Below are 15,520 nucleotides of genomic sequence, written 5' to 3' on the forward strand. Positions count from 1 at the left end.
ACCTAGTAAACATCTCTTTGATATTTACGTTGTTGCTGCAAGTCTAATATAAATGCCTCTGCTTCGTCTCTACTTAAACTAGCTTCTTTTTCTACTATGTCAATTAGCGTTTGGTGAACATCATGAGCCATATTTTTTTCATCACCACATACATATAATACGGCCCCTTCTTTTATCCATTCATAAAGCTCGGCGCTGTGCTTTTTCATACGATGCTGGACATACACTTTTTCATTTGTATCGCGCGAAAATGCAACATCCATATTCGATAGTGTTCCATCCTTCAACCAACCTTGCCATTCTGTTTGGTAAAGAAAATCCGTTACAAAATGCTGATCCCCAAAAAATAACCATGACTTTCCTGTGTGTCCTTGCTCCTCTCTTTCTTGTAAAAAGGATCGAAAAGGCGCTACTCCAGTTCCAGGACCTACCATGATAATCGGTGTATCTGGATTTTCAGGAAGTTTAAAATTCTCGTTATGCTGAATATAAACGGGTAAAGTATCTCCTGGCTCTATTCTTTCTGAACAAAGTATAGAGCAAACTCCATTTCGTTCTCTACCTGCTGATTGATACCGAACTGCACCAATTGTAATATGTACTTCTTCTGGATTCGCTTCTAAGCTGCTTGAAATAGAATATAATCGACCTGGAATTTTTCTTAATTGATTCACAAAATCTTGAATCGAACCGGACCACGGTCCAAAGTCTTTAATGAAATCAAGCAAATCTCTTCCTTTTATATACTCTTTTAATCTATCTTTTTCATTAGTTGATAGTAGCTTGTGTAAATCTTCATTGGCCGTTAGCTTTGAAAGTTTTTCGACAAGAGGTTTTGTTAAAATAGTAATTTCAAAATAATTTGTAAGTGCCTCCTTCAAAGGAAGAACATCACCTTGCTTATTTATGGTCACAATTTCATTAGATTCTGCATTTAATTCATTCAATAAGAGATCGACTAATGTAGGGTCATTAGTAGGATAAATTCCTAAGCTATCTCCTGGCTGATAAGTTAGCCCAGATCCTTCCAAGGAAATTTCTAAATGTCTTGTTTCTTTATTGGAGCCCCTACCATTTAAATTAATATTTTCTAAAACTTCAGCTTGAAATGGATTCGTTCTTGAGTAAGGAGATTCTTCTGCACTCGAAGAAGGGCCTGCTGCTAATTTAGAAGCAGCTTCTGAATGAGTCGAATCTGATTGCAATTCGGTTAACCCTTTTATAATGCCTTCCATCCATTCAGATGCTGGTTCATCAAAGTCTAAATCACAATCAACACGAGGGAAAACTCTTGTTCCACCTAACTCTTCTAACCTTTGATCAAATTCTTTTCCTGTATGACAGAAAAACTCATATGAGCTATCGCCAAGCGAAAGCACAGAAAAATGAACCCCATCTAGTTTAGGAGCTCGTTTTCCTAGTAAAAATTCATGAAAGGAAAGTGCATTGTCAGGTGGTTCGCCCTCACCATGCGTACTCACTAAAATAAAAAGATTTTCAACTTTTTTTAGTTGATTAGGCTTAAAGTCATTCATTGAAGACAAGGTTACATTAAATCCATTACCTTCTAATTTTCGTTTTGTTTCCTTGGCTAAGCTTTGAGCATTTCCTGTCTGAGAACCGAACAATATCGTTACATCCTTCGATATAGCAGGAGTACTGACAGACTGTTCAGAAATTTCTGTACCTGTTTCAAGCGGTTTTACTACTTCTACACTTTGTCCTGCAGCCATGTACCCGCTTAACCATAATTTTTGAGATTCTGTTAAAGTTGGTAAGAGTTGATTTAATAAATCAACTTGTTCTTGATTAAAAGGACTGTTTATAACTTGAAGTTGCAACAATATCCACCTCACATAAGAATAAATACAAATTCACGTTTTTGTTGAAATAAGTTTATTCTATCATAGCTTCACTATTCCTATACGTCAAGTTGGTTTTAACAAATAAAGTGCTATTCTTTTTAGTTTAAGCTCAAAAAAATAGATAGTCCTAAATACATATGTATGTATATATAGGCCTACCTTTTTTTCTCTTCATTATTTAAACCAACCACGTTCTTTAGATTGTTTAATGGCTTCGATCCGATTGGTTACTTCTAGTTTATCAAGTATAACCGATACATAATTTCTAACCGTCCCCACCTTAATACTTAATTGGTTAGCTATTTCATTCGTACTTTTTCCATCTGCTATTAATTCAAGTACGTCTTTTTCTCTTTCTGTTAATGGATTTTTTTCACTGTACACATCATCCATTAACTCAGGTGCGAAAATTCGCTTGCCATTCATCACTTGACGGATCGCATTGGCTAAATCATCACTAGGAGAATCTTTTAATAAATAGGCCTTAACCCCCGCCTTTAAAGCTCTTTGAAAATATCCTGCTCGTGCAAAAGTGGTTAAAATGATGACATTCGTTTCACTATCTTTTAATTCCTCAGCAGCCTCTAAGCCACTTTTTCCTGGCATCTCTATATCCATTAAACAAATATGTGGCTTTAAGTCTTGCACCAACTTGATAGCCTCACCACCATCAAAGGCTTTTCCGACAACCGTTATATCTTCTTCTAGGTTTAAAAGAGCCCCTAATGCACCTAGAAGCATTTGTTGATCTTCTGCAATTACAACCTTTATCATGATGATTCACCTCCGCGCGCATCAGATGGAACCGTTATTTTCAAGTTGGTTCCGTCTTGTGTAAACAATTCAAGCTTGCCATTAATAAATTCTAACCGTTCCCTCATACCAATTATTCCATAGCCTACTGTATAGTTAGCGGAAGGTTGTTTGAAGCGTCCATTATCCATTATATTTAAAATCGTACTATCTTGCTTAACCTCTATTGAAATATGACAAATCGTTGCTCCACTATGCTTCACTACATTATTTATGCCTTCCTTTAAACACATGCTTAGTATATTTTCTGATATTAAACTTAAATGTAACGTTTCAGGAGGATTGTCTATACTTGATTCAATTTCAGCTGCCTGTAAAAGCTGTTTAACACGAACTAATTCGTCTTTTAATCGGACACTCCTCATCTGCGAAACCATTTTTCTTACCTCACTCAGTGCCGTTCTTGCTGTTTGCTGTACATCTTGAAGCTCCTGACTTGCTTGTTTTGGGTCTTTTTTTATTAATTTATTCGCTAATTCAGATTTTAATCCTATCAAGGAAAGTTTCTGTCCGAGCGTATCATGAAGATCCCGTGCAATACGTTCTCTTTCTTCAACCTTAATCAGCTCTGAAATCATTTTATTGGCATCTTCTAATTTTTCCTCTAATTTTTCTTTTTCATTTCGGTTAAACAAATTAAATGGCAATAAAATAATACTGATTAGAACGATGATGATAAAAGGAAGCTGTCTAATAAACAACGGTTCTTGGACGGCAAACATATAATTAATCATCACAGTGGTCGAAAGTAAATGAATAAAATATAAGATAAAAAAGGCAATTCTATCTCGTATGTTCCCAATAAGATAAGCCAAAAAGAAAGCAAAGTACACATAGCTATATAAATAGATAGCCATAATGGACATAGCATTTAACAAAATCGTCCATAAATAAATCGTCCAACCCTTGTTCGAAATATTGGCCAATCTAAAAAAAAGAAAGAAAAGCAGCGTTAATGATATACCAATAATACTAACAAGAGTGGTTGATTGAACGATAAAATAAAAGGGCAAAATACAAAGGACTGTCCAAATATATGGAGCAATCCCGTTTCTTTTTTCAAAGTTTAAATATTGTTTGACTGTGATTGATAATTTGTGATTACCCATTTTTTAACCCTCTTAACTTACTTTTCCTAATCGTACCTTTTTTGCGGCACGAAAGCCAACAAATTTCTTTTGATTTTCATCCCATAAATGATACTTTAATGAGGCGATGCTTGTTTTAATCGTTATTGTAGGAACATGCTGAAGTGGTGATACCTCATTATGAACCTTTTCTAATTGATAGTTAGGAACCCGTGGGCTTAAATGGTGAACATGGTGGTAGCCTATATTTCCAGTTAACCATTGTAAAAGCTTAGGTAATTTATAGTAAGAGCTTCCTTCTACTGAAGCTAGCACATAATTCCACTTTTGGTCCACTTCGAAATAGGAATCTTCAAATGTGTGTTGTACATAAAACAACCAAACACCCGCTATACCGGACACTAAAAATATCGGCCCTTGCACGAGTAGAAATGATTGCCAGCCGATTGTCAAACACAATAAGGTAATAGAAGCAACAATAAGTAGATTCGTTAAGTACGTATTCATTCGTTCTTTTCTTCTGGCACCTTTTCTATTGAATCGATTTTGAATTAAAAATACAAAAATCGGTCCAAGTACAAACATAACGAAAGGATTACGATAGAGACGGTATTGTAGTTTTTCTAATTGGGAAGCTGACGCATATTCATCAACTGTCATCATCCAAATATCTCCTACACCTCGTTTATCCAAATTCCCACTTGTCGCATGGTGCACGGAGTGTTCATGTCCCCATTTACTATATGGAAATAAAGTTAATACACCTGTCATTGTACCGATGATCTTGTTCACTTTTCGATTTTTAAAAAATGAATGGTGACAACAATCATGGAAAATGATAAACACACGAACTAAAAATCCACCAGCGATGACTGAAAGACCCAAAGATAACCAAATAGAAATTTCAAGAAGATAATAAGCTCCAATCCATAACAAAACAAATGGAACTAATGTATTGAATAGCTGAGTGATACTTTTATGACGATTACTTTTCTCGTACGGAGCTACTTGCTTACGTAGAGCTTTTTGTTGTTCCTTCATCAAATCATTCCTTATTGTGTTTTTTTTCATTATAAGAAAGATTGAAATGTTTAGGCAGTCATACGTATCATGTTAGCTATATGATAAATGTCATATATCAAAAAAAGAATGAAATAATCATTAAAACAGCTATGTTAAAATAGAGCAATATGTGTTTATTAAAGGAGTTCTTCATGTGCGTATATTATTTGACCTGATTCAAACTATTTTCATTTCTTTTTTTGGTGGTTACGTCTTTCATTTGTTAAGTCTCCCTTTGCCTTGGGTATTGGGTTCTTTAACCGCTGTAGTGCTTTGGCAAGGATTTACACAACGCAAATTATATTTGCCAAACTCACTTAAAAATGGAAGTCTGATTTTATTAGGAGCTTATTTTGGTCTATATTTTACCCTTGAAACCTTTATTACGATAGGGCCTTTTCTGTTGCCCTATTTATTTTTAATCGCTTTATTAATTTTAATCAGTATTTGGCTTAGTATAATGGTGACGAAATGGATTTCAGTGGATAAAGTAACGAGTACTTTTAGTTCAATTCCTGGTGGTTTGACGGAAATGGTCGTGGCAAGCGAATCGTTACATGCAAACTCTTCTTATGTGACGATATTTCAAACGATTCGTTTATTAACGGTTCTTTTTACTGTTCCACCTATTATGATAGCTCTATTCAGTACAGATACCGAAACACTTATTAAAGATACGTATCAAGCCACACTTACTTTTGAGTGGTCCTATAGCTTTTATATTTTTCCTATTATCGTCGCGCTAATATTAAAAGACAAAGTTCCTGCCGGAATTGTTGTGGGACCGATGCTTGTCGTTGCGTTATTAAATATTATTTTAGGTTCGATTCCTCCTCTTCCAGAATTATTGTTAATCATTGCGCAAATATGCTTGGGTGCAAGCTTAGGTATAAACATTCATTTTTCAACGTTAAAAGAAGGCGGAAAATATGGTTTTGTTTACCTAACTATTACGCTTGTCCTGATTATCGTTTCTATCGGATTAGGATGGATATTAAGTAAATTGACTTCATTAGATTTAGCAACTGCTCTATTAAGTACAGCTCCTGGTGGACTGATCGAAATGGTTCTAATTGCATCCCAAGTAGGGGCTGACCCAGCTATCGTTAGCGCCTTGCAACTAACACGTATTTTGTTGATTGTAACGGTTGTTCCTATCTTTTTAAAATGGTATTTTCAAAAAGACCGTTGAATGAATCAATTTCTTAATTCATATCTTATAATGAAAACCGGACGATTTGGTTTTGATTTTCACTTTAGGTAGATGCTTTCCCAAGGGCTTGTCTTCAGCTAACTCTGATTCCACAGAGCGTCGTCAAAGTGGATCTTCAAACAGCGATTTCATTTGGGAGTCACTACCTACCGTTACAATCAAAGAGTGAATTCGAAAACATTCAGTACATTTTTATAATGAATGGTCGTTTCCATTAACTTAAACCCACTTCATCATTCAAATTTTATATTGAAAACCGAACGTTTTGGTGTTTGATTTTCACTTTAGGTAGATGCTTTCCCAAGGGCTTGTCTTCAGCTAACTCTGATTCCGCAGAGCGTCGTCAGAGTGGATCTTCAAACGGCGATTTCTTTTGGGAGTCACTACCTACCGTTACAATCAACGAGTGAATTCGCAAAAAATCAAGACATTTTATAATTATTGTTCGGTTTCATTCACTTATAGAGCAATGATGAAATTCACTCAACTAACAAAATAATGGATTATAGCTTCTCTTCAGACTCTTTATAAAAGCTTTTTATGAACTGATAAAATAGTTGTTCAGCTGGTAATAAATCTCGGTCTTTTGCTCGAATCATTCCTACTGTACGAGTTAATTGAGGATTGGAGATTCGAATTTTGACTGTAGAGCTTGGTATATTTTCTAAGAGTGTTACTTGTGGCATCAATGCAATGCCAAGACCAGCTGAAACTAACCCTTTCAACGCATCAATATCATCTCCCTCAAAGCCAATTAATGGCTCAAATCCTGCCTCTGTGCAAGCATGAACAACCATTTCCCGAAATACAAAACCTTCAGGTAAAACACAAAAGAAATCATCCTTCAATTGATTGAGAGATATTTCTTCCTTTTTGCTCAGTGGATGAGCGATTGGTAATAAAGCTACGATCGAATCTTCAAATAAAGCTTCTTTTACTACTCTTTCTTCTTGTAAAGGTAAAGGAGAAATTAAAGCCATATTAAATTCACCTTTTATAACAGAGTCAATAAGATCATAATAAAGCTGCTGCTTTAATTGAAAATCGATTTGCTGATATATTTGCCTAAAAGATTGTATGGCTCGTGGTAGTGTATGAGCGGCTAAACTAATCGGGTAGGCAATTTTAATCATCCCTCTTTCTGGATGAATATATTCAGTCACTTCCTGTGTAGCATGGTCTATTAATTGAAGCGCTTGAGTCATCTTATCAGCGAATAAACGACCTATAGGAGTAATATGTACTCTCCTCCCTTCTCTAACAAACAAAGATACACCTAGCTCCTCTTCAAGTTGGTTAATTTGGCGACTAACGGCCGATTGAGCTACATGTAATTTCTCCGAAGCTTCTGTGAAGTGCTCTCTTTTAGCAACCTCCAAAAAATACCGAATTTGTCGTAATTCCACGAATAACATCCCTTTCATCTCATTTTGATATTGATAACATCGATTTTTGATATTGGATAGATGAATTAATTGATTATAAAATTAATAATAAGTTTTGAGCCAATTGTCAAGTTAAGTTGTTGGATGGGGAGGATTTACATGACCGTAGTGGAGAAAACAGACATTAAAAATAAAGAAGAAATAAAAGCTTATGTAGAAAACATTAAAACCATTGTTACATCTAGAAATCCAAATGAAGATGAATTTCATCAAGCTATTTTTGAGGTTTTACACTCCTTAGAGCCAGTATTGCAAAAAAATCCACATTATATCAAACATCAAGTACTAGAAAGGCTCGTTGAACCAGAAAGAATGATTACTTTTAGAGTCCCCTGGCTAGATAATCAAAACCAGATTCAAGTCAATCGAGGTTTTAGAGTACAATTTAGTTCAACTTTAGGACCTTATAAGGGAGGACTTCGCTTTCACCCTACCGTAAACAGTAGCATTATAAAATTTTTAGGTTTTGAACAAATCTTTAAAAATTCCCTAACTGGGTTAATGATTGGTGGCGGAAAAGGCGGAAGTGATTTTGACCCTAAAGGTAAGTCGGACGAAGAAATCATGAGATTTTGCCAAAGTTTTATGACGGAATTATATAAACACATCGGGTCTACTATAGATGTCCCTGCCGGAGATATTGGGGTCGGTCAGCGAGAAATTGGTTATTTATATGGGCAGTACAAACGTATTACAGGATCATTTGAAGCCGGTGTTTTGACAGGTAAAGGGTTAAGCTATGGTGGAAGCCTGGTCAGGAAAGAAGCAACTGGTTATGGACTTGTCTACTTTGTTCAAGAAATGCTCAAACAAAAAAGCTTAGATTTTAATCGTAAAAAGGTCATTGTTTCTGGCTCTGGAAATGTTTCGATCTATGCAATGGAAAAAGCAGAGCAATTAGGCGGCACTATTATAGCTTGTAGTGATTCCAATGGGTATATTTTTAACGAAAAAGGCTTAGATATACAGAAGATTAAACAAATAAAGGAAATCGAAAATAAAAGAATCAAGCATTATCTTGAATATGATTCTAATACCACATATGTAGATAGCTGTGCTGGAATTTGGTCTATTCCTTGTGACATTGCACTTCCATGTGCAACACAGAATGAGATAGATGAAATGTCAGCAAAGCAATTAGTTTTTAATGGTGTTTTAGCGGTAGGAGAAGGTGCCAACATGCCATGCACTCTTGAGGCCATTAAAACCCTTCAATCAAATGATGTTTCATTCGCTCCTGCAAAGGCAGCTAATGCTGGTGGTGTAAGTGTTTCCGCATTAGAAATGGCGCAAAACCGCTCCCTTCCTTGGTCATTTGAGACTGTTGACACAAAGCTACAACAAATTATGAAAGATATCTATTTTGAAAGTTTGGAAACTGCAAAACAATATGGCGAACCGAATAATTTAATTTTAGGTGCGAATATTGCAGGGTTTATTAAAGTAGCAGATACGATGATCGCTCAAGGTGTCATCTAATAAATAAAATCAAGCAAAAAGAATAATTTCAACTCTCCCCAAAGAGTTTGTTCTTTTCGATTTTCTTTTGTTACAAATTTTCCAGCTTTCAATTCAATTAAAAACTCTTCCCTATATAAGGAAGAGTTTTTCTTATTCTCTTATTCCCCTTGATACAATTGCTCCTGAGCCTCTTGCCAGCGAACATTTAAATCTTCCATTATATCATCATAGGATTCTGAACGATTCCCAATTGCTGCTTCAACAATTCTTTGTTTAAAATTCTCTGCCCATAGACCAACCTCTGACTGATTGTCAATATCATCAAGTAACCCTTCTTCTCCTTCATTCGGAGGATTATCAGAAATAAATTCAACTCCTAACTCATCAAAAGAAGCAAGTGTTTCAGGGTAAGGTTCTCCAATTAATGGTGAAATCCCTCCCTCATCTACTGCATAATTTGATTCATCTACAAAGTAATCAATCCAAGCCCGCGCTGCTTCTTTTGAATCGGAATGCACATTAATTCCTACAGCAAAATCACTTCCTACAGTAGAGTAAATCGTACCGTCATCATGCGTATAAGGAAATGGCATATAGCCAATAGAACTCGGATCTGCTGCCATATCTTGAATTTGAGTGATCGCCCAAGAACCAAGTACCATCGTTGCAATTTCTCCATTAGCTAGCATTTGTTTGGAAGATTCCCAATCCGTTGTTAACGGATCATTTTCGGTCAATTCTTGTTCGACTACATCATACATTAGTTTGTACAATTGGTAATGTGGCTCGCCTTCTTCAAAAGGTCTTGCTGTTCGAACTAGTTCATTGTTAAAATCAGGGTCTCCTGAAATCGATAATCGATTCGCCTCCCACTGTGAAAGGGGCCATGTATCTCCATAGTTCGTGTATAAAGGAATAGCATCTGTATTCTCTTTTACTAGTTTCATAGCTTCTATAAACTCTTCATGAGTTGAAGGTATTTCTGTAACACCTGCCTCTTCAAATATATCTTTATTATAGACAATACCATTTGCGTTTATTGTGATTGGAATTCCATATGTGACTCTTTCAAAAGATGCGATATCGGCAAATAAATATTTATCTAATAGCTCATCTGTATTTCCTAATGGTTCAAAAAAAGTTGGAAAATCTCTAGGTAGGATGTTATCAGGTAGCATTAATACATCTCCATAATCCGTTGTATTCATCCTGATGTTTACTTGACCCTGATAATCTGTTATTGCTTCAAAGCTAATCTCTACATTTGGATGTCTTTCTTGGAACGCCTCTTTATACCCTTCAAAAACAGTATCAACAATATCCGTGCGATGAATAAGAATCGTTAAATCACCCTCTAAATCTTCTGGGGAAACGGCTTCAGATGTTTCACCTTCAGAAGGCTCTCCTTCGATACTTTGGTCTCCAGTTGTTTCGTCATTACCTCCACTACAAGCAGCAACCATCCAAACAAACGCAGAAAGACAAATTAAGTAAAGCCACTTCCTACCTTTCATTTCGACCCCTCCATCATTATAAAGTTATCGTTAACTTAATTATTTTTATTCTATTATGAAAACGCTTTCTAGTCAATCGTTTTTTAAGTGAATCCAATTCATTATTTCTATCTTATAATGAAAACGTAATGATTAGGTCTTTGATTTCCACTTTAGGTAGATGCTTTCCCAAGGGCTTGTTTTCAGCTAACTCTGACTACGCTGGGCTTCGTCAGAGTGGATCTTCAAACGGCGCTGATCCTTTGGGAGTCACTACCTACCGTTTCAATCAACGAGTTAATTCAGAAAAATCCGTCTTTAAACAAAAACCGAACGATTTGGTGTTTGATTTTCATTTTAGGTAGATACCTTCCGAAGGGCTTGCCTTCAGCTAACTCTGATTATGCAGAGTGTCGACAGCGTGGATTTTCAAACGGCGCTGATCCTTTGGGAGACACTACCTACCGTTACAATCAACAAGTTAATTCATAAATATTCAAGACATCATTTATAATAATCGTTCAGTTTTATTCACATATAGAGCAATGATGAAACTCACTTAAGTAGACTTTTATTATTTAACCGAACCATCAGTAAAGCCATTATAGATATACTTTTGTAAAAAAAGAAAAATGATTAGCGTAGGAATAATAACAATAACGATGCCAGCACAAATGACTTCCCATTGAGAACCATACGGTCCCTGAAATTTAAATAAAGCGGTTGAGACTACTTGTAAATCCGGTTTAGGCATATATAAGAACGGAGTATAAAAATCATTATAAATACCCACCCCTTTAATAATCAGAACAGTAGCCATTGCTGGTTTCAATTGCGGTAAAATAATTTTCCGATAAATCGTAAAGTAAGAGGCTCCATCAAGCATTGCTGATTCATCTAAAGATAAAGAAACTCGCTCTAAGAATTGAAGAAAAATATAGACAGCAATAATATCAGTACTAGCAAAGAGAATAATAGCCGACCATCTAGTATTAAATAAGCCTAAATCACTTATAATTTGAAAAGTAGCTACTTGAGTCGTGATAGCTGGGATTAACGTTGCTAGTAAAAATAAAGAAATTAATACTTTACTTCCTCTAAACTGAAAGCGATTCAGGACATACGCAATCATTGTCCCTATCAGAATAGCAATTATTAGTGAGGCAGCTAGCATAAATCCAGTGTTAAGAAAACCTAATAACATATTACCTTCAAAAAAGGCTCTTTGGTAATTTTCAATATTTAACCAACTCTCTGGAGGAGAAATCGGGCTTGTGTTTGCATATTCTTCTGGTGTTTTAAATGAAGCGAACAGTACAACTAAAATCGGAATAGTCGTAATAAGCACACCTAAAATAAGAGAGAAATACTTGAAAAAACTGGCCAGAATAGCTTTAGGAGATAATGTCATACTATACTCTCCTTTCTTTAAACAGTAACCTTTGTAGCACAGTGACAAAAATGACAATGATTAATAATACGATTCCCATTGCGGAAGCTAAACCTACTTTACTAAATTTAAAGGCGGTATCGATGGTTTGGATGACGAATGTAGAACTTCCATTAGCTCCTCCGGTCATAATAAACGGAATTTCAAAAACAGAGATAGCTCCACTAATAGCTAAAATCACATTGAGCTCTACAATTCTCCGGATACTTGGCAAGATAATATAACGAAATTTATGCCAGCTATTAGCCCCATCAATATCTGCTGCTTCGTAAATTTCCGCTGATATTGATTGTATCGCTCCTAAAAAGATTAAAAAATTGAGCCCCATATATCTCCATATAGACGTCCCAGCTAATGAGACATTAATCATATTCGGATCTCGCAACCAATATTGCGTCCATTCCCCTAATCCGAGTATTCCTAATAAAGAATCTAAAGTACCATCAGGTCTAAAGAAAAATAAAAAGATAAACCCTATAGCCACTCCATTTAATAAATAAGGGAAAAAGATTGCTCCTTTAAAAAGATTTTTAAATCTTACTTTAAAACTAAGTATCGTTGCAAAATATAAGGCTAAAGCCATTTGAATAAATGTTGCAAAGAAATAATATAAACTTACTGTAAAGACTGAAAAATATTCTGGGCGTGTAAATATTTCAAAATAATTGCTTAATCCGATAAATTCCTTGATCGGACTTGTTCCATTCCAACTAGTAAAGCTGTACATAAGCATATTAAAAAGCGGTAAATAAGAAAAAGTTATGAGTAATCCGACTGGTATGATGGAGAAAGCAATAATAATGACTATCTTTTGTTGCTTGTAATTCATACGACTTAATGAAAAGGCATGACGAATTTTGTAAGAAATGTCTGAAGCGGAAGACGATGTTCTTTTTTCCATCTAAGTGCCCCCTAAAGTTTTCATGTCTAACTATATTTACTATCCTGCACAAGCAGCTAACACTACTGACTAATATCAAATAAACTAAATATTTTTAAATTTGTTTCTACCTCTTTTAATGATAAAGGTTTTGAAAGTTCCTCTTTTTTTATCGTTATTAATCTTTTTCGATCAGCTGATAAATCAAAATAATTATCACTGAATATAGCATCACAATCCGCAAAATCTAGTTCTACATTTTTAGCAAACGCTCTTGAGGATAATTCAATTGAGTATTGATCATCATTTTCATAGATAGCATGTTTAATATGAGGAGAAATAAAGTTAAAGTGCTTGGCTTTTGTAAAAAGGCAAGTCTTTACTTGAAGAAGTTGAGCATTTTCATTGTACAATTCACATTCAACATAGATGTTTTCTTTTCCATATTCCTTTAATTCTTCTTGTACTTCAATTCTGCTTAATTTTTCGGCTGTCAATGGTGTTATATTAGTATGAAATTCTCCATTACGAATGAGATTAGAATGATGATCTTTCACATACCATTTTATTTGTAAATTGTGGTGAGAGTATGTATGGTCATTTGTTAAATGAATATCAACAAAATCTTCATCCTCACACAAGGAAAGAAGTAGCGGCGCATAAAATGTTTTTGCATAATAATGAAGAGCTTTCCACCTACCATAATAATCGATGCTCGACCATGATGCGACTGGCCAACAGTCATTTAGCTGCCAATAAATCGAACCCATACAGCGACCTCGATGTCTCCTCCAATGCTCAACGGCATATTTTATTGCTTCAGCTTGTAGAATTTGCGAGGTGTACAGTAAAGAGTTAAAGTCTTTTGGGTATAAGTAATTTTCTGATAAATAATAAAGAATTTTACCATTTGCTTGACCGTTCTTTTGATGATTTTCCATCACTTGTGAAAAGATATTTCGATCAGTAGGATTAGTAAAAGATTGCACAGTCTTTAAAGAAGGAAAAGATTGAAAGCCAAACTCCGAACAAAAACGAAAATAAAATTTCCGATACTCAGTAAATGGCTTTTGTCCATGCCATACTGACCAATAATGAACATCCCCACTATTTTCATCATTTGGTTTTTCAAAGCCTCCACCTGATGATGGTGAGGAGAGCCAATAAGCTGTATCCGGGTCTAATTTTTTAAGTAAATCAGGCATAATGATTTCAAATTGCTTCAAATAATCGGCACGCAATTTCGCAGTTTTTGGAAAGTCCCAACTCGACCAAGCTTCCTCCATTTCGTTATTTCCGCACCATAGGCTCAAGCATGCGTGATGTCTTATTCTTTTTACCTGGTCGGTTATTTCAGCGATGACTGATTCTTCGAAAGAATCAGTCCATTCATATACTGCACAGGCAAACATGAAATCTTGCCACACCATTAGACCATAACGATCGCATAATTCATAAAAATCATCATCGGGATAAAAACCTCCGCCCCACACTCGAATCATATTAAAATTGGCATTCACGCAGCTTTGAATTAAACGCTCCGTCCTCTCTTTACTTATCCGTCCCACAAAATTATCTTCTGGAATATAGTTGGCACCCATTGCAAAGATTGATATCCCATTTACTTCAAATTTAAAGCTTTCCCCCCATTGGTCAGGCTCTTGTATAAGAGAAATCTTACGTATGCCTATTTGATATATTTTTTCATCTAAAGGTTCGTCACCTTCATATAACTTCAGTTCAACTTTATAAAGCGGTTGTTTACCATATCCATTTGGATACCAAAGCTGTGGTTTTTGTATGGTAATAGAAGTATCTCCATTCAATGCTGACAATTCCTTGACTTCCTTCCAGATTTGACCGTCAGGTGAGGTCACCTTAACTTCTAAAGCCATTTTCTGATGAACATCACTAATTGCCCATTCACTTATTAGTGTAACTTGATGTTCTTCATGCTGCTGTCGAATGTAAACATCATGAATAAAACTTTTCTTTTTAGCAATGAGATTAATGTTTTTCCAAATTCCACTGTCAGGAATTTTCGGGCCCCAATCCCAACCGAACATATAATGAGCTTTTCGAATATGAGGAAAACCTTCTATTGAATCCTCTGCTCCCCACAAATAGCTTTCGCTTTGTTTTTTCTCAATATACTGAAGAGGTGACTTGAGGATTATATGAATCTCATTTTCTCCCACTTTCACATGAGGCTTTATATAAATCTCGTAAGTGCGATGCATATTGTCCGTTTTCTGAATAAGCGAGCCATTGATATAAATGGAAGCAATCGTGTCAATCCCTTTACATTGTAAGAAAATATTGGGATATTGGTTGAATGATTTTTCTAACATAAAGGTTCTTTTATACTCGAAGTCCTTTGATGCCCATTCCAGAACGTGCTTTTCATCATCTCGATAAAAAGGATCTTTCATTTTTCCTTGCTTCATTAATTCAGCAAAGACTGATCCTGGGACCGTTGCTTTCTTCCAATTAAAATCTTTTGTATCTTTCATATCCCATTGACCATTTAATGATAATTGCCGCACTTAATCCCCTCCACTTTTTTATTAAGTTATCGTTAAGTTAATAAATTAATCTTAAATTGATAACGCTTACTTGTCAATGGGAATTAGGGATCATTGCTTTATCTTTTTAAAAGAGATTTTCAGCAAGGCCATTTCATCCCACTGGAGTATCCGTACCATATGTGAGCTTTATTTCAAATTTCATAAAGGATTTACATATTCAAA

At 35.3% G+C, this 15,520-nt stretch carries 11 protein-coding genes; 2 read left to right on the forward strand and 9 right to left on the reverse strand.

Annotated elements, in window-relative coordinates:
- Positions 1 to 2 precede the first annotated feature (2 nt).
- From AZF04_RS00060 to desA, 4 genes are all read right to left on the reverse strand, one after another.
- Positions 3 to 1,841, reverse strand: a complete 1,839-nt coding sequence (locus AZF04_RS00060; protein ID WP_061947002.1) for an assimilatory sulfite reductase (NADPH) flavoprotein subunit — start codon at positions 1,839 to 1,841, stop codon at positions 3 to 5.
- 198 nt (positions 1,842 to 2,039) lie between these two features.
- Positions 2,040 to 2,639 carry a response regulator transcription factor gene (locus AZF04_RS00065; protein WP_061947004.1) on the reverse strand — a complete coding sequence of 200 codons (600 nt, stop codon included), beginning with the start codon at positions 2,637 to 2,639 and terminating at the stop codon, positions 2,040 to 2,042.
- Complete coding sequence (locus AZF04_RS00070) at positions 2,636 to 3,787, reverse strand: sensor histidine kinase (protein WP_061947006.1); 1,152 nt, start codon at positions 3,785 to 3,787, stop codon at positions 2,636 to 2,638. The genes AZF04_RS00065 and AZF04_RS00070 overlap by 4 nt, the downstream gene beginning before the upstream one ends.
- Before the next feature lie 12 nt (positions 3,788 to 3,799).
- Complete coding sequence (desA, locus tag AZF04_RS00075) at positions 3,800 to 4,807, reverse strand: Delta(5) desaturase DesA (protein ID WP_061947008.1); 1,008 nt, start codon at positions 4,805 to 4,807, stop codon at positions 3,800 to 3,802.
- Between the two features lie 175 nt (positions 4,808 to 4,982).
- Between desA and AZF04_RS00080 the strand changes: the two genes are divergently transcribed.
- Positions 4,983 to 6,020, forward strand: a complete 1,038-nt coding sequence (locus AZF04_RS00080) for an AbrB family transcriptional regulator (RefSeq protein ID WP_235599888.1) — start codon at positions 4,983 to 4,985, stop codon at positions 6,018 to 6,020.
- A gap of 524 nt (positions 6,021 to 6,544) precedes the next feature.
- Here the strand turns inward: AZF04_RS00080 and AZF04_RS00085 are convergent.
- Positions 6,545 to 7,447: a LysR family transcriptional regulator gene (locus AZF04_RS00085; protein WP_061947474.1), complete on the reverse strand. Its 903-nt coding sequence runs from the start codon at positions 7,445 to 7,447 to the stop codon at positions 6,545 to 6,547.
- A gap of 138 nt (positions 7,448 to 7,585) precedes the next feature.
- Here AZF04_RS00085 and gdhA point away from each other — a divergent pair, with 138 nt between their 5' ends.
- Positions 7,586 to 8,965, forward strand: a complete 1,380-nt coding sequence (gene gdhA / locus AZF04_RS00090) for an NADP-specific glutamate dehydrogenase (RefSeq protein WP_061947010.1) — start codon at positions 7,586 to 7,588, stop codon at positions 8,963 to 8,965.
- 140 nt (positions 8,966 to 9,105) lie between these two features.
- Here the strand turns inward: gdhA and AZF04_RS00095 are convergent, their stop codons facing one another.
- From AZF04_RS00095 to AZF04_RS00110, 4 genes are all read right to left on the reverse strand, one after another.
- On the reverse strand, positions 9,106 to 10,461 hold the full coding sequence (locus AZF04_RS00095) for an ABC transporter substrate-binding protein (protein ID WP_061947012.1): 1,356 nt from the start codon (positions 10,459 to 10,461) through the stop codon (positions 9,106 to 9,108).
- 553 nt (positions 10,462 to 11,014) lie between these two features.
- A complete protein-coding gene (locus tag AZF04_RS00100) occupies positions 11,015 to 11,851 on the reverse strand; it encodes a carbohydrate ABC transporter permease (protein WP_061947015.1) in 837 nt (278 codons plus the stop codon).
- Position 11,852: 1 nt separating this feature from the next.
- Positions 11,853 to 12,719 carry a carbohydrate ABC transporter permease gene (locus tag AZF04_RS00105; RefSeq protein WP_061947475.1) on the reverse strand — a complete coding sequence of 289 codons (867 nt, stop codon included), beginning with the start codon at positions 12,717 to 12,719 and terminating at the stop codon, positions 11,853 to 11,855.
- Between the two features lie 134 nt (positions 12,720 to 12,853).
- Positions 12,854 to 15,316 (reverse strand): beta-mannosidase, encoded by a 2,463-nt coding sequence (locus AZF04_RS00110; RefSeq protein ID WP_061947017.1) that lies wholly within the window; start codon positions 15,314 to 15,316, stop codon positions 12,854 to 12,856.
- Between the last annotated feature and the right edge of the window lie 204 nt (positions 15,317 to 15,520).

Origin of the sequence: Alkalihalobacillus trypoxylicola (genome assembly GCF_001590785.1) — a bacterium.
In the GTDB taxonomy this organism is placed as follows: domain Bacteria; phylum Bacillota; class Bacilli; order Bacillales; family Bacillaceae_D; genus Alkalihalobacillus; species Alkalihalobacillus trypoxylicola.